At 67.3% G+C, this 17,674-nt stretch carries 10 protein-coding genes; 2 read left to right on the forward strand and 8 right to left on the reverse strand.

Translation table 11 applies throughout. From position 1 onward, the window contains the following. Positions 1 to 625: 625 nt before the first annotated feature. The 3 genes from ACCQ06_RS21525 to mgtE all read right to left on the reverse strand — a co-directional run bounded on the left by ACCQ06_RS21525 (position 626) and on the right by mgtE (position 6,142). Positions 626 to 1,669: a DUF475 domain-containing protein gene (locus tag ACCQ06_RS21525; RefSeq protein ID WP_104614751.1), complete on the reverse strand. Its 1,044-nt coding sequence runs from the start codon at positions 1,667 to 1,669 to the stop codon at positions 626 to 628. 106 nt (positions 1,670 to 1,775) lie between these two features. After that, positions 1,776 to 4,484, reverse strand: coding sequence for a bifunctional acetate--CoA ligase family protein/GNAT family N-acetyltransferase (locus ACCQ06_RS21530; RefSeq protein ID WP_228323333.1), 2,709 nt, complete (start codon positions 4,482 to 4,484; stop codon positions 1,776 to 1,778). Positions 4,485 to 4,774: 290 nt separating this feature from the next. Further along, complete coding sequence (mgtE, locus tag ACCQ06_RS21535; protein WP_104614749.1) at positions 4,775 to 6,142, reverse strand: magnesium transporter; 1,368 nt, start codon at positions 6,140 to 6,142, stop codon at positions 4,775 to 4,777. A 589-nt stretch (positions 6,143 to 6,731) separates the two neighbouring features. On the opposite strand from mgtE, the gene ACCQ06_RS21540 reads away from it, so the two are divergent. Together ACCQ06_RS21540 and ACCQ06_RS21545 are read left to right on the forward strand one after the other, a co-directional pair. Next, positions 6,732 to 7,559: a carbonic anhydrase gene (locus tag ACCQ06_RS21540; protein ID WP_316689245.1), complete on the forward strand. Its 828-nt coding sequence runs from the start codon at positions 6,732 to 6,734 to the stop codon at positions 7,557 to 7,559. A 419-nt stretch (positions 7,560 to 7,978) separates the two neighbouring features. Beyond that, complete coding sequence (locus ACCQ06_RS21545) at positions 7,979 to 9,790, forward strand: monovalent cation:proton antiporter-2 (CPA2) family protein (RefSeq protein ID WP_228323335.1); 1,812 nt, start codon at positions 7,979 to 7,981, stop codon at positions 9,788 to 9,790. Positions 9,791 to 9,964: 174 nt separating this feature from the next. Here ACCQ06_RS21545 and zwf read toward each other — a convergent pair whose 3' ends face one another. The 5 genes from zwf to ACCQ06_RS21570 form a co-directional block, all read right to left on the reverse strand. Further along, positions 9,965 to 11,788 carry a glucose-6-phosphate dehydrogenase gene (gene zwf, locus ACCQ06_RS21550; protein ID WP_228323336.1) on the reverse strand — a complete coding sequence of 608 codons (1,824 nt, stop codon included), beginning with the start codon at positions 11,786 to 11,788 and terminating at the stop codon, positions 9,965 to 9,967. Then, on the reverse strand, positions 11,785 to 13,584 hold the full coding sequence (locus ACCQ06_RS21555; RefSeq protein ID WP_104616463.1) for a glycoside hydrolase family 15 protein: 1,800 nt from the start codon (positions 13,582 to 13,584) through the stop codon (positions 11,785 to 11,787). The genes zwf and ACCQ06_RS21555 overlap by 4 nt, the downstream gene beginning before the upstream one ends. A gap of 63 nt (positions 13,585 to 13,647) precedes the next feature. Continuing rightward, positions 13,648 to 13,977 carry a low molecular weight protein tyrosine phosphatase family protein gene (locus ACCQ06_RS21560; RefSeq protein WP_316689248.1) on the reverse strand — a complete coding sequence of 110 codons (330 nt, stop codon included), beginning with the start codon at positions 13,975 to 13,977 and terminating at the stop codon, positions 13,648 to 13,650. A gap of 26 nt (positions 13,978 to 14,003) precedes the next feature. Continuing rightward, positions 14,004 to 17,324 (reverse strand): ankyrin repeat domain-containing protein, encoded by a 3,321-nt coding sequence (locus tag ACCQ06_RS21565; RefSeq protein WP_316689249.1) that lies wholly within the window; start codon positions 17,322 to 17,324, stop codon positions 14,004 to 14,006. Continuing rightward, on the reverse strand, positions 17,317 to 17,577 hold the full coding sequence (locus tag ACCQ06_RS21570) for a YcgL domain-containing protein (protein ID WP_104616460.1): 261 nt from the start codon (positions 17,575 to 17,577) through the stop codon (positions 17,317 to 17,319). The genes ACCQ06_RS21565 and ACCQ06_RS21570 overlap by 8 nt, the downstream gene beginning before the upstream one ends. Positions 17,578 to 17,674 lie beyond the last annotated feature (97 nt).

Genomic DNA, 17,674 nt, shown 5'->3' on the forward strand with positions numbered 1-17,674 from the left:
GCGCCAACACACTTCATCAGTACGGAGCCCCGCAACCAAGCATCGCCCGGGCGATTGACCGACGCGGAGCGATGTCGCGTGGTACGCCCGGCAACGCGAGGACCTCGCCACTGCCGAATCCAGGCCGAGGGCGCGGTGCCCTCACCGCTCGCGGGACACGCCGTGAACCCGTCCCTGGGGGCTCGGTGGCGGCATCCATGCCGCCAACGGTCCCGCAATCGGTGAGGACACCGCACCAGAACGTTGGTCGGTGGTCGCGTGAAAGCTGTTTGTAGCGCGTTGCACATCAAACGTTGATCAGGCGCGTCATGATCCGACAACGCGCATCAAGCACTACTTTTTCCGTGCACACCGACCATCTCGACTGGTCCTTGCCCGCCCACCGTCGCGGGACCTTACGCGGCATGGATGCCGCGTAAGAGCCTCCAGGGACGGATTCACGGCGTGTCCCGTGATGGTGGGCGGGCAAGGGCCCTGCAGCAAACTCACAGCGCCGCGGGCAGGCAGGGGCCTTGCAGCCAAGCCACAGAACTAGCGGCACACGTCCGTCCGATGGCCACGAAGGCGCAGTCCGGCCGCTCTCAAGTGAACAGCGTGACGCCTTGGGCGCGGCCGGTGCGCAGCTTCAGATCTCGGTCGGGCCGATGTGGTGGCGCTTGCGGTAGCGAATCGACGACCACACCGAGGCGGCGATGAAGGCCACGCCGATCAGGCCGGTCAGCACTTCCGGCACGTGGTAGACGGTGCCCACCAGCATGATGATCGCCAGCACGCCGATGGCGTAATGCGCGCCGTGCTCCAGGAACACGAACTCGTCCAGCGTGCCCTTGTGCACCAGATAGACCGTCATCGAGCGCACGAACATCGCGCCGATCGCCAGGCCCAGCATGATGATCACCACGTCGCGGGTGATCGCGAACGCGCCGATCACGCCGTCGAACGAGAACGAGGCGTCCAGCACTTCCAGGTACAAGAACGCGGCAATGCCCGAGCGCTTGGCCGGGCCCATGCTGCCGTCTTCGCTCTCTTCGGACTCGAACAAGGCATCCACGCTGCCCACCAGCAGATACAGCAGGATGCCGCCCAAGCCGGCGAACAGCACGCTCTGGAAGATCGCCTCGGGCAGGAACAGCTTGGTGCACAGCAGGACCGTGACCGCCACGATGACCGACATCGCATCGGCCTTGCCCAGCTTGCCGACCAGCCGCTCCACCGGGCCGAGCCAGTGCAGCTTGCGCTCCTGGTCGAACAGGAAGTTGAGGAACACCAGCAACAGGAACATGCCACCGAAGGCGGCGATGGACGGGTAGTTGTCGGTCAGCACCTGGCTATAGCGGTCCGGCTCCTTGAGCGCCATCTGCATCACCGGCACCAGGCCCATGCCGGTGGCCACCGACACGATCACGATCGGGAATACCAGGCGCATGCCGAACACCGCGATCAGGATGCCCACGGTGAGGAACAGCTTCTGCCAGAACGCGTCCATGTGCTTGAGCACACCGGCATTGACCACCGCGTTGTCGAACGACAACGACACCTCCAGCACGCTCAGCACCAGGCACAGCCACAACGCCTGCCACAGGCCCATTGAGGTGGTGTGGCCCCACCAGGCGGCGACGCCCAGGCAGACGGCGGCGACCAACAACGACATTCTGAACTCGCGAAACATTGACACTCCCAGGCGGGCCGAGACGACAGCCGGAACAACGGGCCAGGGCAAAGCCCGGCAGATCCGGCGTGCGGTGGAGGATGGGGGACCGCGGCGTGACGCAACGTCAGGCCGGGCGCGGCTCGCCCATTATAGGGAGTGTCACCGCCATCAGGGTCGCATCGTCCGGATCCGGGCGTACGCCAAAGCCCAGGCTCTGGCACATCGCCAGCATGGTGCGGTTCTCGCGCAGCACCTGGCCTTCGATCTGCTTCAGGCCCAGCCAGCGTGCGTACTCGATCATGATGCGCATCAGCTGCCAGCCGATGCCGTGGCCCTTGAGGTCGGAGCGGATCAGGATGCCGTACTCGCCACGCTCGTAATCGGCGTCGGCATGCAGGCGCACCGCGCCAAGCATGTCGCCGGTCTTGGGGTCGATGGCCACCAGCGCGATCGAGCGGGCGTAATCGAGCTGGGTCAGGCGGGCGATGAATTCGTGGCTGAAATGCTTGACCGACTGGAAGAACCGCAACCGCAGGTCTTCATCGGTGACCCGCGCGAAGAAGGCGCGGAACAGCGCATCGTCTTCCGGGCGTACCGGGCGCACCAACGCATGGGTGCCATCGCCGAGTGCGATCTGGCGCTCCCATTCCTTCGGGTACGGGAAGATCGCAAAACGCGGATGGCCGCGGCCCTTGTGCAGCTTGCGCGCCGTCGCCACCGCCACGCGGGCGTCCAGCGCGATCACGCCATCGCGGTCGGCCAGCAGCGGGTTGATATCCAGTTCGGTGATTTCCGGGATGTCGGCCGCCAGCTGCGCCAGCTTGACCAGCACCAGCGCCACGGCGCGCTCGTCGGCGGCCGGCACGTCGCGATAGGCCTTGAGGATGCGCGAAACGCGGGTGCGGCCGATCAGCTCGTGGGCCAGGCGCAAATCCAGTGGTGGCAGCGCCAGTTCGCGGTCGTTGATCACCTCCACCGCGGTGCCGCCGCGGCCGAACACGATTGCCGGGCCAAATACCGGGTCGTCGGCAATGCCGGCGATCAACTCGCGCGCTTTGGGCCGCAGCACGGTGGGCTGCACGATCACCCCTTCGATGACCGCATTCGGCAGCGCGGCGCGGGCACGCGCCAGGATGCCGGCCGCCGCCTCGCGCACCGCCGCCACGCTGGACAGGTTAAGGCGCACGCCATCCACGTCGGACTTGTGCGCGATCTCGCCGGACAACACCTTCAAGGTGACCGTGCGCCCCATTGCCAGCAGCGGGTCGGCCAGCAAGGCGGCCTCGTTGGCGGTGGTGGCCACCTGCAACGGCACGATCGGGATGCCGTAGGCGGCCAGCAGCCGGTTGGTCGCCACCGGGTCCAGCCAACGCCGGCCCGCAGCCAAGGCTTCATCGACCACCGCGCGCGCGATGCCGGCATCCACCACGAAGTCTTCCGGCAGGCTGGGCGGGGTTTCCATCAGCGCCGCCTGCGCCTCGCGGTAACGCACCAGGTGGGTGAAGCCGCGCACCGCATCCGATTCGGTGGCGTAGGTGGGCACGCGCGCGGCGTTGAGCGCGGCGATCGCCGCGTCGTCCTGGCCCAGCCACACCGCAAACACCGGCTTGTCGCGCTGATAGCGGTTGCGTTGCTCCAGCGCGCGGGTCAGCGCCTTGGCCGCGTCGGCCGAGGAGGTGAACGCGGTGGGCACGTTGACCACCAGCAAGGCGTCGTTTTCGGGATCGTCCAGCAGCGCTTCGATCGCCGCGGCATAGCGCGCGCCATCGGCGTCGACAATGATGTCCACCGGATTGCTGCGCGACCAGCCTTCCGGCAGCGACTGGTCCAGCCGCTCCAGGGTCTTGGCCGATAACTCGGCCAACGTGCCGCCACGCAGCACCAACTGGTCCACCGCCAGCTGCCCCACCCCGCCGCCATTGCTCAGGATGGCCAGACGCCGGCCCGGGAAGCTGCCGAGCCGGCCCAGCGTTTCGGCCGCGGCGAACAACTCGTCCAATGCGCCGACGCGCAACAGCCCGGCACGCGCGAACGCGGCGCCGTACACCGCGTCCGAGCCGGCCAGCGCCTGCGCGTGGGTATCGGCATTGGGATTGATGCGGAACTGGCGGCCGGACTTGACCACCACCACCGGTTTGGCACGCGCGGCCGCACGCGCGGCCGACATGAACTTGCGCGCATCGCCGATGCGTTCGACGTAGAGCAGGATCGCACGGGTGCGGTAGTCGGTGGCGAAGTAATCGAGCAGATCGCCGAAGTCCACATCCAGCGTATCGCCCAGCGACACCACCGCCGAGAACCCGACCGAACGCGCCACACCCCACTCCACCAAGGCAGCGGCAATGGCGCTGGATTCGGAGATCAGCGCCAGATCGCCGGCCTGCGGGCAGTGCGCGGCGATGCTGGCATTGAGCCGCGCATGCGGGGCGATCACCCCCAGGCAATGCGGGCCGAGGATGCGCATGCCCTTGGCGCGAGCGGCCGCTTCCATGCGTGCGGCCGGCGAACCGGGGCCACGGCCCAAACCGGCGGTAAGGATGATGGCTGCTGCCACCCCGCGCCGCGCGGCAATGGAGACGATGCGCGGCACGATGCGCGCCGGCGCGGTGATCACCACCAGGTCCGGTACCCACGGCAGATCGGTCAAGCGCGCCACCGTGCGCACGCCATCGATCTCGCTGTAGCGCGGGCTCACCCAACCGATCTGCCCGGGGAAGCCGGCCGCGCGCAGATTTCGCACCACCGCCCGCCCGGCCGAGCGATCGCGCGGACTACCACCCACCACCGCAACGGTGCTGGGGCGGAAGACCTGTTGCAGGTGATAGGTACTCATTGTGCGGGGGAGAACACTGCCATCGCGCTACGGTACACGCACTGATGGATCCAGGCATGGGCGCGCTGTGCAGCACGCGTGTGCCAAGCCTAGGGACCTACCGCAACCGGGGGTGCGCTACAGGCGTTGCCACATTCGGCGATACGCCATGCTGCTGATCTGATGCGCCAGGGACGAAGTCATCGATATCCGTGCGCGCAGCGCGCAGACATCACCCTCTCGGTCCACCTAGACACGTCCCACATAGAGACAGGCCTGGCGACTGCTCGCCAGGCCTGTATCGCCCTGTCTTACAACAACGTGCCGCTCAAGATCGCCGCGGCAATGCTGAAATAGATCACCAAGCCGGTGACATCCACCAGCGTGGCCACGAACGGTGCCGAGGCGCTGGCCGGGTCGAAGCCGAAGCGTTGCAGCACGAATGGCAGCATCGAGCCGGACAGCGAGCCGAAGGTGACGATGCCGATCAGCGCCGCACCGATGGTCAGCGCCACCATCTGCCAATGCGGGCCGTAGTCGTACAGGCCGGCGGTTTGCCAGATGGCGATGCGTACGATCGCCAGCACGCCCAGAATCGCGCCCAGGGTCAGCCCGGTGGGCAGCTCGCGCAGCGCCACTTTCCACCAGTCGCCCAGGCGAATTTCGCGCAGCGCCAGCGAACGGATCAGCAGCGAGGTGGCCTGCGAACCGGAGTTGCCGCCCGAGCTCATGATCAACGGAATGAACAAGGTCAGCACCACCGCCTTGGACAACTCGTCCTCGAAGTGTTGCATGGCGCTGGCGGTGAGCATTTCGCCCAGAAACAGCACGCTCAGCCAGCCGGCGCGCTTCTTGATCATCTGGCCAAACCCAATGTGCATGTAGGGCTTGTCCAGCGCTTCCATGCCGCCGAACTTGTGCACGTCTTCGGTGGATTCGGCGATCAATGCGTCGAGCACATCGTCCACGGTGACGATGCCCAGCACATGCCCGCGCGCATCCACCACCGGGATCGCGAGCAGGTCGTGGCGGCGGATCAGGCGCGCCACTTCTTCCTGGTCCAGCGCCGGGTCCACGGTGACCGGCGGATTGACCTGCGCCACCTCCAGGATCGGTGCCTCCGGCGCGCCGGTGATCAGCCGGCGCATGGTGACCACCTGCTGCAGCACGCGGGTGGCCGGGTCGAGCAGATAGATGGCGTAGACGGTCTCGCGGCTGCGCTCCACTTCGCGGATGTGCTGCAAGGTGCGGCCCACTGTCCAGTCGGAGGACACCGCCACGAATTCGGTAGTCATCAGCGCACCGGCGGTGTTGGGCGGGTAGCGCATCAGCGCCTGGATCGACAGCCGCGCCTCGGCACTGAGCAACCACAGCAGCGGCTGGCGCTGCTCGGTATCCAGACCGTGGAAGATATCGGTGGCGCGGTCGTCGGCCATCTGCCCGAGCAAGGAGGCGGCCTGCTCGGCCGGCAGCAGGGCGACCAGTGCACTGGCATCGCGCAGCTCGGGTTGTTCGAGCAACTTCACCGCACGCGGCGGCGGCAACGCGGCCAGCACATGCGCCGCATCGTCGCGATCGAGCGTGTTGAGGTATTCCACCGCATCGGCCGTGTTGAGCTCGGCCAGGGGTGCGGTCAAGGCATCGACGCCTTGGGCAAGGCGCAGGGTTTCGTTGTACATGGTGGTTCGCCTGGTGACGACCGTCGTCGATGACAGCCGGCGAACCTGAGCCTCAGGCGCGCGCCAGCTGGGTCATCGACCCGGGTCTAGGGTGACTGTCGCTGGACATGAGTAAAGGCTCCGAAAGGTGCGCACCGACCGGTGATCCGGGCGGCGGCGCGGCGCAGTCTGCGCGCCTGCGCCCGCCTGGTCAATCCTTCGCAGCCGCCCCGCTTCACTGGGCGTCCAGCATGCCGAGCCTGCACTGCACGTCGCTGGCGCACGCCATGCCGCTCACCACACCGACAACGTGCGACTGACGCCGCGCAGAGGGCGAGTGCGCGGTTGTGTGGAGGTGCCATCGTCGTGACACCTCCGCGTGGGTGCAGGCGCGCACCTGCAACCTGTCGCCGCGATGCTGCCGGCTGAGGCCAGCCGCGCCAAGAGGTCGAGCTGGTCGGAGGCATCGCACCGGCCGTCGCAAAACTGTGGTGTGCCGCACAGCAATCGGTACAGTCGGCTTCTTGGCACAGCCAACCCATCGCAGATTCTCGTGGAAGAGCGCGCGCCATCGCGTCCAACCGCTCCCGTCGCTGCTCAGGGATCCCCAATGCCGTCTTCTCTCTCGTCCTTGCTACGCCGTTTCCGTCCAGTGTGTCTATGCGCCGCCGCGGGCTGGGGCACGGTCGGCATGGCGCAGAGCACGCTGCCTGCAACACCGCCGGTGGAGGCGCACGAAACCCCTGAACACGCCGGGCATGAGTGGGGCTACACCGGTCCGGAAGGCGCCGAGCACTGGGCCGAACTGGCCAAGGAAAACGCGCTATGCGGCAACGGCCAACAGAACAGCCCGATCGATCTGAAAGGGGCGGTCGACGCCAACCTGGGCACGCTGGAGTTGAACTACGCCGCCGTGCCGCTGGCGGTGCGCAACACCGGCCATTCCATCCAGCTGGAGTTGCATGACGGCGGCACCATGGTCATCGGCGGCAAGCAGTACACCGCGTTGCAGCTGCACTTCCATCACCCAAGCGAGCACCTGTTGAACGGGCGGCGCTTCCCGATGGAGGCGCACATCGTGCACCAGGGCCCGGATGGAACCCTGGGCGTGCTGGCGGTCTTCTTCGAAACCGGCAAGGCCAATCCTGCATTCCAGCGGGTGCTGGATGCCATGCCCAAGGACAGGAACCAGACCCGGCAGGTCGCCAACGCCTCGGTGCGTGCCAGCGATTTCCTTCCGCCCAAGCAGCAACGCCGCTTCTATCGCTACGAAGGCTCGCTGACCACCCCGCCGTGCAGCGAAACGGTGGACTGGGTGGTGCTCGAGCAGCCGGTGCAGGTGTCCGAAGAGCAGATCAACGCCTTCGAGCGCGTCTACCCATTCAACGCCCGGCCGCTGCAGCCGCTGGATCGACGCTTCCTGCTCAAGAGCCACTGAGCGGAGCTGACCAAGCGCAGCGGGCGACCACGCGGCCACACGGCGAGGATGAACGGCGCAGTGAGATGCCCCGTGCATTCCGCCGCACACACACCGGCCGCACGCCTCTTGCAGCTGCGCAGTGGCCCCGCGCAGGCCGCTCGGCGTGCTGCTATCGCATGCGCAGTCGCTGGTTTTACGCGCTTAGAGGGTGCGATCTGATCGCAGCCGGCACACCGGTTCGGCCAGGTGGCGGATGCTCGACACTGCGGTCGCCGCATGGCCGCGCGTGCCGGCGTAGCCGGTTGCATGGCCATGCGGCACGTCACAGCAGCGCACCACGCGTGGCATGCGATGCGCATCGGCAGCGCTCCGGCACGTTGGTGCAAGCTGACTAGACGCTGCGGGCGGCATAATGCGCACCTCAACGGAGAACGTACATGCATAGCGGTGGTCTGGAACTGGCTCTGGTCCTGATGCTGGCCGCCATCGTGGCGGTGCCGGTATTCAAGCGCTTCGGCCTCGGCGCGGTGCTGGCCTATCTGGTCGCCGGCGTGGTGCTGGGCCCGGATGGCGTAGGCGTGGTGCAGGATGCCGAGCGCATCAGCGGCGCGGCCGAGATCGGCGTGGTGATGCTGCTGTTCGTGATCGGCCTGGAGCTCTCGCCGGCCCGCCTGAAGGTGATGCGCCATTCGGTGTTCGGCGCCGGCGCCACCCAGGTGCTGGTAACGGCCACGATCCTGGGCGGCCTGCTGATGCTGGGCAACCTGGGCTGGAAAACCTCGCTCATCGTCGGCGTGGCGCTGGCGCTGTCCTCCACCGCGGTGGGCCTGCAACTGCTGGCCGAACGCAAGGCGCTGGGCAGCGATTACGGACGACTGGCCTTCGCCATCCTGCTGTTTCAGGATCTGATCGCGATCCCGTTGCTGGCCGCCATTCCGCTGCTCGGCGGCAGCAAGAACGCCACCCTCGCCTGGCCGGATGTGGCCAAGGCGATTGCCGCGTTGGCGCTGGTGATCCTGTGCGGGCGCTTTGTGTTGCGCTATCTGTTCAACGTGGTGGCGCGCACCCGCATGCCGGAGGTATTCACTGCCAGCGCGTTGCTGGTGGTGCTGGGTACCGCCTGGATCATGCAGGAAGCCGGGCTGAGCGCCAGCCTGGGTGCCTTCATCGCCGGCGTGCTGCTGGCCGATTCGGAATTCCGCCACGAACTCGAATCGCAGATCGAACCGTTCGAAGGCTTGCTGCTGGGCTTGTTCTTCATTTCGGTGGGCATGGGCATCGACCTCAATCGCGTGGTCGCCGAGCCGGGGTTGATCGCCGCCGGCGTGGCGATCTTGCTGGTGGTGAAGTTCTCGCTGCTGGTCGGTATCGGCAGTGTCGCCAAGCTGCCGCTACGCAGTAGCCTGATGCTGGGTAGCGTGTTGTGGCTGGGCGGCGAATTCGCGTTTGTGGTGTTCAACGAGGCCGATCGCGTCGGCTTGCTGGATCCGGCCAATCACGACCGCCTGGTGGCCATCGTCGGCGTCTCGATGGCGCTGACGCCGCTGTTGCTACTCGGCATGCAGCGCCTGCTCAACGGACCGTTGCGGGTGCAGGTGCCCAAGTCCGAGCGCCCCTTCGACACCATCGATGCGCAGTCGCCGCAGGTGCTGATCGCCGGCGTGGGCCGTTTTGGCCAGGTAGTGGCCCGCCTGCTCACCTCGCGCCATGTGCCGTTCGTGGCGCTGGAGCACAACCCCGACACGGTGGAGGATATCCGCCGCTTCGGCGGCGAGCTGTACTACGGCGACCCGACCCGGCCGGACCTGCTCCGCGCCGCCGGCGCCGATCGCATCAAGGTGTTCGTGATTGCGGTGGACGACCCGGAAACCAACATCAAGACGGTGCGGCTGATCCGCCGCCTCTACCCGCAGGCCACCGTGCTGGCGCGCGCGCGCAACCGCCAACACGCCTGGAAACTGATGGACCTGGGCGCCGAACCGTTCCGCGAAGTCTTCGCCTCCAGCCTGGAACTGGGTGGACGCGTGCTGACCTCGCTCGGCGTGGCCGACACGCTTGCGCGCGAACACATCGAACGCTTCCGCAAGCACGACGAAGACCTGATGCGTGCGCAACACCTGGTCTACGACGACGAAGCCAAGGTGCTGCAGACCTCGCGCGATGCGCGCGAAGACCTGATGCGCCTGTTCGAAGCCGACGTCAAGGCGGATGTGGATGCTGAGCCGGAACCGACGATGCCCGATCGTTGAGCTTGTGTAGGAGCGTGCCTGCGCGCGACGAGGCGTTACCGGCAATGCCGTAGCGCGCCTCGCGCAAGATCGTGTGGACGTACTCCGCACGCGACTGCGGCAGTTCTGATGTTGCATGTTGAAGACGCACACAGCCGCTGCACAACTGCAGCGGCTGTGTATCGATCGCGTTACTCAGCCGCGCGGTTTGCGCGCTGCGGTCTTACCAGCCGACTTCTTCGCTGCAACCTGACTGACCGCTACCTTACTGACGGTTTTCGCGGCCTTCGGCACCTGCTTGCTCACGCGCTTGACTGGCGTCTTCTTTGCAGGCTTGGCAGACGCTGCTTCGGTCGCCCGCACGGGCTTTGTTGACGATGCAGATGCGCGCTTGACTGGCGCCTTGCTCGTCTTTTTCGCAGTTTTCTTCGCGGCTTTCTTCACCGGCGTTGCAGCACCCGCACGCACTTCCGGCGGACGGCGCGGCGGCGGTTTGCGGCCTGGGGTGAGTGCGCGCCAGGCGTGTCCGCCGTTCATGGCCAGTAGCGCGTCGGCGGCCGAGGGGCCGGCGCTGCCGGCGGCGTAGTTCGGGAAGTCGCTGGCCGGTTGTTTCCAGGCATCGAGGATCGGCTGCACGATGCGCCAGGCGCCTTCCACCATCGCCGCGTCCTGGAACAAACCGGCTTCGCCGTTCATGCAGTCCTGCAGCAGGCGCTCATAGCCCACGGTGTATTCCTTGGGGAACCAGTCGCGGTAGCGGAAGTCCATGCGCACCGGCGCCAGCGCCACTTGCGCGCCCGGGCGCTTGACATCGAACTGCAGCGAAATGCCTTCATCAGGTTGAATATGCAGCACCAGCCAGTCGGGGCCGTAGCCGCCCACTTCGGTGCTGCGAAACGGCGCCAGCGGCGCGGGTTTGAAGCGGATGGCGATTTCGGTGGTGCGCTCGCGCAAGCGTTTGCCGGTGCGCAAATAAAACGGCACACCGGCCCAGCGCCAGGTGTCGACCTGCAGCTTCATCGCCACATAGGTTTCGGTTTCCGAGTCGTCCGGCACGGTGTCTTCTTCGCGATAGCCGGGCACGGCGCTGCGATTGACCGCGCCGGACGCGTATTGGCCACGCACCACGTCTTCCGGCTTGATCGGACGCACGGCTTCGATCACTTCGGCGCGGCGGCGATGCATCGCCTCGGTGGTGAATGCGGCCGGCGGTTCCATCGCAATCATCGCCAGCAACTGGAACAGGTGATTGGGCACCATGTCGCGCAAGCAGCCGGTGGGGTCGTAGAAGCGCCCGCGCCCTTCCACGCCGATGGTTTCGGCAGCAGTGATCTGCACATGATCGATGCGGTCGCGGTTCCACACCGGCTCGAACAACCCGTTGGCAAAACGGAAGGCAAGAATGTTCTGCACGGTCTCCTTGCCCAGGAAATGATCGATGCGGAACACCTGATCCTCATGCAGCACCTTGGCCACGGTGGCATTGAGATGCTTGGCGCTGGGCAGATCGTGGCCGAACGGTTTTTCCACGATGACGCGACGCCAGCCCTGATTTTCGTGCTGCTTGACCAGGCCGGCTTCGCCAAGATTCAACAACACCGGCTCGAAAAAGCGCGCGGCGGTGGCGAGGTAGAACAGCACATTGCCCTGCGTGCCGTAGCGCTTGTGCAGTTTCTCCAGCACGCCGCCCAGCGCTTGATACGCGCCCAGGTCGGTAAAGTCGCCGCGCAGGTAATGCATGCGCTCGCGCAGCCAGTCCCAGGTGTCGGTGTCGAATTCGTCGGTCTGGAATTCAGCGTCGCGGCTGCTCAGCAGCTGCGTCATCGACTGCCCCATGTTGCCGCGCCACGCGCGTTCGCTGATGTCGCCATGGTCCATGCCGACGATGGCGAATTCCTCGCCCAGCGCACCGGCGCGGCGCAGGTTGTACAGCGCCGGCATCACCAGGCGCTTGGTCAGGTCGCCGCGTGCGCCGAACACAACGATGATGCACGGCGGTGTGGTCTGTTGCTCGTTCATGGATGTTGTTCCTTTTCGCCCATGCGTCCATGCAGGCGCAATGCCGCATTGACCAGGGCCACGTGGGAATACCCTTGCGGGAAGTTGCCAAGCATACGTTTGCTGCGCGGGTCGTATTCTTCTGCGAGCAGGCCCACGTCGTTGCACAGCCCGAGCAGACGCTCCAGCAACACGCGCGCCTGTTCGGTGCGGCCGATCAATGCATAGTTTTCCACCAGCCAGAAACTGCAGGCCAGGAAGGTGCCCTCGCCGGCCGGCAGACCATCGGCGCTGTCGTCGGCACGGTAGCGTTCGACCAGGCCATCGATGGTCAGATCGCGTGCGATCGCATCGGCGGTGGCGGCGATGCGCGGATCGTCCGGCGGCAGAAAGCCGACGATGGGAATCAGCAACAGCGATGCGTCCAGGCGATCGGAGCCGTAGCTCTGCACGAAGTGGCCATCCGGATGCACGCCTTTTTCCAGTACTTCAGCGCGGATCTCTTCGGCGAGCCGGCCCCAGTGCGCGCGCTTGTCGGCATCGGCATTGGTGATGCCGTCGCGGCTGCCGCAATCGAATGCCAGCCACGCCATCACCTTGGAATGCACGAAATGCCGGCGCTCGTCGCGGATTTCCCAGATGCCTTCGTCCGGTTGGCGCCACAGGGTTTCCAGCGTGTCGAGAATCTTTTCCAGCAAGGACGCCGAGGACCCATCGTCATCGGCAGGCGATGCCACGCCTTTTTCGCGTGCGTAGTGGAAGGCGCCAATCAACTCGCCATACACATCGAGCTGAAATTGATCGACCGCGCCGTTGCCGATGCGCACCGGGGCGGAATTTTCGTAGCCGGGCAGCCAGTGCGCTTCCCATTCCTGCAGACGGCGCTCGCCGCCGATACCGTACAGCGCCTGCAACTGATCCGGCGACCCGGCGATGGTGCGCTGGACCCAGTCGCGAAACGCCGCGGCTTCATCGCGATAGCCGGCTTGCAGCAACGCGATCAGCGTGAACACCGAATCGCGCAACCAGCAGTAGCGGTAATCCCAGTTGCGCGTGCCGCCCAGATGCTCGGGCAACGAGGCGGTGGGCGCGGCCACGATGCCGCCGGTAGGTAGATAGCTGAGCCCTTTCAACACCACCAGCGAGCGACGCACCTGCGCAGTCCACGGGCCGACATCGGTGCAGCGACGTGCCCAGCCATGCCAGAACGCGGCGGTACGTTGCAGCGCCTGTTCCGGGTCGATCGCCGGCGGCGTGGGCTGATGGGAGACGCCATGGCTGAGCAGAAACCAGGTGCTTTGGCCTTCGCGCAACGTGAAGTCGGCTTCGGTGCCCAGGTCTTCGCCATGCAGTTCCTGCGGCGAGCGCAACGCGAGTTGGTCGGGGCCGGCGATGGCGCGGATGCCACCGTCGATACGCGTCACCCACGGCACGGTGCGGCCGTAGTTGAAACGGAAGGTCAGGCGCATGTGCATGGGAACTTCGCCCTGCACGCAGCGCACGATGCGCACCAGATGCTGATGCACCTCGCCGTCTTCGCTGTCCACCATGAAGTCGACCAGCTCCACCGTGCCGCTGTCGGTGGTCAGCCGCGTCCGCAAAACCAGGCTGTCGTCTTCGTACGCGCGTTCGCTGCGGAAATCGGCGGCAGGCGCCAGCGCCCATTGCCCGTGTTGTTCGTCGCCCAGCAGCGATGCGAAGACCGCATCGGAATCGAAGCGTGGCAGACACAGCCAGTCGATGGTGCCGCGGTGGTCGACCAGGGCCGCGCTGTGGCAATTGCCCAGCATGGCGTGGTCCTCGATACGCACGCTCATCGTAGGGGCGTTTCCTTCCAGCGAAAGAATCCGCAGTCTTACATGCGCGGTGTCGGGATCGGGTTACGAATACGTGGGAAGACGCAGCAACGGTGGCACCGTGTGTTCCAGCCGATGGATCAGTGCCGGATCCATGTACGCGTAGTCGTCGGGAATCTGCAACGACACTACGCGGCAATGGCGCAGATGCGCGGCGAAGCGTTTGCGCAGCAACTGCAGGTGGCGGCGCTCCATCACCAGCACCAGGTCGGACTCATGCAGTAACTCGGGCGTGACCTGCACTTCGGCGTCTGCGGCCAGCCCGGCCGATTGGGTCTGCACGCCCGGCCAGTCGGCGAACACGCGCTCGGCGGTGGGGCTGCGCAGGCGGTTGCGACTGCATACGAACAGCACCCGCAGCGGTGTGCCGCCGCGCTGGCTCAGCGGCCTTCGCGCAGGAAGCGCGCCATCGAAGAGACGCCCGGCAGCGCCGGTTCGAACTGGCCGGCCACATCGATGAAGCCGCGCATGATGGCGATCTCGCGCGGGGTACGGTTGAGCGCATCGCGACGGTCGGCATCGGCACCGGCGCGCAGCAGGCGCTGCACCAGCAGCGGCAAGCCATGCAGTGCGGCCAGATGCAGCGGGCCGAAGCCGCGTTGATCGGCCACGTCCAGCGAGACGTCTTCGTCGAGTAGGCGTTCGACCCCGGCCAGCACCACCTTCTCGTCGCAGGCGGTACCCGGTTCGGCGCGCGCGCCCAGCAACAGCAGCAACGGGCTGACCCGCCCGCCGGCCAGCGTGTCCGGGTCGGCGCCGGCCAGCAACAAGGTGTCCAGCAACGCCAGCAGGCGGGTGATGTCGCGCGCGGTGAAACCGTACAGCGCCGCGCAATGCAGCGGCGCCAACCCCTGATCGTCGGTGGCGTGCACGTCGGCTGCGGCGGTGAGCAAGCGCGCCACGATATCCGGCAAGCCGAGTGCGCAAGCCAGCATCAGCACGGTCACGCCACCGGGCAGGCGATGTTCGATCTGCGCGCCGGCCTGCAGCAGGGCGGCGACGATATCGGTCTGGCGCATGCTCACCGCCGCCGACAACGGCGTGGCGCCGCTATTGGCTGCGCGTTGCGGGTCGGCACCGCGGCCGAGCAGATGCGCGACCACGCCCAGGTGGCCGCCACCGGCCGCACGCAGCAGCGCGGTGCAGCCTTGCGCATCGACGGCATCCACCGGCAGACCGAGGTCGATCAGGCGTCGCACCGCATCGGTATCGCCGGTCATCGCAGCCGCAGGCACGTCCGCTTCGCGCAACGTGCGGCCTGGCAGCGACCAGATCCGCCAGTCCAGCCAGTCGGCCAGATCGCGCCGGCCGATCGACAACGCCACGCCCAGCGGGGTCTGCCCGTCTGCAGCGCGCGCTTCCGGCGAAGCGCCCTGCTTGACCAGCAATTTCAGCGACGCATCGCGGCCCAGCGCGGTGGCCAGATGCAGCGCAGTCATGCCGTGGCTGTCGCGCGCTTCGCGGTCCACGCCGTGTTCCAGCAACCACTGCTGCAGGCGCAGCCAGCCCAGCCGCACGGCCAGCGACAACGGCGGGTCGCCAGCCGCCGACGGCGCAAACGGGTCGGCGCCGCGATCGAGCAACTCCACTGCGAACTGTTCCAGCCCGCGCGATGCCGCATCGTGCTGCACGCAGGCGCTGAGCAGCCGGGTCAGGCCACCTGCACCGGCCGGCGACACGCCGTGACGCAGCAGCACCTGCAGCGCCGGCACCGCCTCCACACCACGCGAGAGCAGCGCAAACATCGGCACGTCGCCGCAGGCATCGCGCACTTCGGCATCGGCGCCGTGGCGCAGCAGCCAGTCCACCGCATCGGCGTTGAGCGCCAGATGCGCGTCGTGCAGCAGGCCACCGAGTTCGTCCGGGGCGCATAGCCGCGCCAGCGCGTCCAGGCCATCGCGTTGGCCGAACTGCAGGCCTTCGCGCAGCAACACCAGCGGCGGGCGATCGGGCAGCACCGCCACGCCGGGGATGTCGCCATGCGCATCGCTGACGGCGGCCGGCAAGGGATAGTTGGGGTCGAGCAATTGCACGATCGCCCAACGCCCGGCTTCGGCGGCCACGTCCACGGCGCGACGGCCATGCACATCGACGCTGTCGGCCGGCACCTGCAGATCGAGCAGGCGGCGGATCAGCGCCGGCGACACGCTGTCGGCAGCGCAGGCCAGCATCACCGCGTTACGGCCGTCGCCGTCGATGGCCAGCACATCGGCCTTGCGCGCGACCAGGCGTTCGAGCACCGCGCTGCGCGCCTGACGCGCGGCGTCCAGCCACGGCGTGCGGCCGAGCAGATCGCGCGCTTCCAGATTGGCGCCGGCCGACAACAGCGCCTCGACGATGTCGCCATGACCGGCCAGCGCAGCTTCGTGCAAGGCACTGCGCCGCTGGCGGTCGCGCGCATCCACGCGCGCCTTGTGCTTGAGCAGCAGCTGCACGCCGGCCGGGTCGTCTTCTTCGGTACCGGCGGCAGCCAGCAACACCGGCGCGCCGCCGTCCGGTTCGGAATGGGCGCCGCGTTCCAGCAGAAATTTCGCCAGCCGCCAATTGCCGACCTGGCACGCCATCGCCAGCGGCGAATGACCTTCGTTGTTGAGCGCGTCCAGGTCGGCGGCGGCATCGCGCAGCAACGCGGCAACGCCGGGGTCGGAACTGCGCACTGCGTGATGCAGCGGCGTATTGCCGTCGTTGTCGGTGGAGCGCGGGTCGGCACCGTTGGCCAGCAGGGTCATTACCGCATCCGGGCGGCCATGCCAGCTGTCGCGGGTGGCGGCCAGCAGCGGCGTCATGCCGCGATGCGGCTGGTTGACGTCCACGCGGCGCACGATCAGTTCGCGCAACAGGCGCAGATCCGGCAGCACCGCCGCCAGCGCCGGCAGGCTGCGTTGGTCGCGCCATTCCGGCAGCGGCATGGCCTGCGGGTCGGCGCCGGCCTCCAGCAATTGCAGCGCGCGATCCACCCGGCCGCTACGCGCGGCCTCGAACAATTCGGGCACCAGCTGATGCTGGGCGACCGGCTCCAGCGGGCGCGGTTCGGCGGCTGCTTCGGAGAAGAAATCGGCAGCCTGCCGGGCCACCGGCGCATCGCTGCGCGCCGGTGCGGCAGTGCGTTGCAACAGCAGATGGACGGCGGGCAGCAGCGCGGCAGCGGCAATCGCCAGGCCCCAGCGCAGACCGCCGGACAACCAGCCCGGCCAGGCCAGCGCCACCACCAGGGTGCATATCGCCAGCACCAGCGCGGCGGCCAGCAGACCGCGCCAGGCATGCAGCTCCTGCGTGGCCAGCGCATGCCAGCGTGGCGCCAGCGCGCCACCGTCGCGTTCCACTTCGCCCCATAACGGACAGGTGCGCCACAGTCCCAACAAAGCGGCGCTGACGGCTACGCTCAAGGCCAAGGCGGCGGCCAGACTGCCGCTATCGCGCAGCGCGGTCAGCGGCCAGCTGATCAAGGCTGCCAAGGCGAGCAGGCCCACGCCCCAGATCGCCAGCAACGGCGGCAGCGCCTGTGCGATGGCACGCGGCTGCGTGGCCAGCGCGCGGGTACCACGCGCCCACGACACCGCCAATGCAAAGGCCGGCTGCGCCAGCCACAGGCTCACTGCGGCAACGGCGCCGCCAAGGCCGCCGAGCAGGGACAACACCACGCCGGCTGCACCTGCCAGCGCTGCGGCGCGCAATCGCGCGGCACGCTGCGGCTCAGTCATAGTCGCACTCGCCCGCCAGCACTACCGTCTTGGGCAGCTGCAGGTAGAAGCCGTGCTTGGCGAGCGCTTCGCGCACGGTCACCACGTCGGCCTGCGCCAGGCGGCGCTCAGGCGTCAACGCCACCTCCAGCACGAATGCGAATGGCGCCAACGGCGCGTGCACGGCAGCGGGAAGACCGGAGAAGTCGTCACGCGTGGCGAGGTAGACGAAGGTGTCCTGCTTGCGTTGGCTTTTATAGACGTAGGCGTGCATGCGCGCGTGATCGCGCTCGTAGAGCGGTGGGTCGCAGGATTGTGTCCCAATTGCGGCGACGGCGAAAGCGCGGCCGCTGCGAAAAATCCCAGCCACG

It is taken from the genome of Xanthomonas sp. NCPPB 4467 (assembly GCF_041475665.2).
Lineage (GTDB): Bacteria > Pseudomonadota > Gammaproteobacteria > Xanthomonadales > Xanthomonadaceae > Xanthomonas > Xanthomonas dyei.

What these genes read in the sequence shown, in the direction of transcription:
- ACCQ06_RS21545 (WP_228323335.1), top strand. Translation starts at nt 7,979, where the DNA reads ATGCATAGCGGTGGTCTGGAACTGGCTCTGGTCCTGATGCTGGCCGCC.
- mgtE (WP_104614749.1), bottom strand. Translation starts at nt 6,142, where the DNA reads ATGTACAACGAAACCCTGCGCCTTGCCCAAGGCGTCGATGCCTTGACC.
- ACCQ06_RS21555 (WP_104616463.1), bottom strand. Translation starts at nt 13,584, where the DNA reads ATGAGCGTGCGTATCGAGGACCACGCCATGCTGGGCAATTGCCACAGC.
- zwf (WP_228323336.1), bottom strand. Translation starts at nt 11,788, where the DNA reads ATGAACGAGCAACAGACCACACCGCCGTGCATCATCGTTGTGTTCGGC.
- ACCQ06_RS21525 (WP_104614751.1), bottom strand. Translation starts at nt 1,669, where the DNA reads ATGTTTCGCGAGTTCAGAATGTCGTTGTTGGTCGCCGCCGTCTGCCTG.
- ACCQ06_RS21530 (WP_228323333.1), bottom strand. Translation starts at nt 4,484, where the DNA reads ATGAGTACCTATCACCTGCAACAGGTCTTCCGCCCCAGCACCGTTGCG.
- ACCQ06_RS21565 (WP_316689249.1), bottom strand. Translation starts at nt 17,324, where the DNA reads ATGACTGAGCCGCAGCGTGCCGCGCGATTGCGCGCCGCAGCGCTGGCA.
- ACCQ06_RS21570 (WP_104616460.1), bottom strand. Translation starts at nt 17,577, where the DNA reads ATGCACGCCTACGTCTATAAAAGCCAACGCAAGCAGGACACCTTCGTC.
- ACCQ06_RS21540 (WP_316689245.1), top strand. Translation starts at nt 6,732, where the DNA reads ATGCCGTCTTCTCTCTCGTCCTTGCTACGCCGTTTCCGTCCAGTGTGT.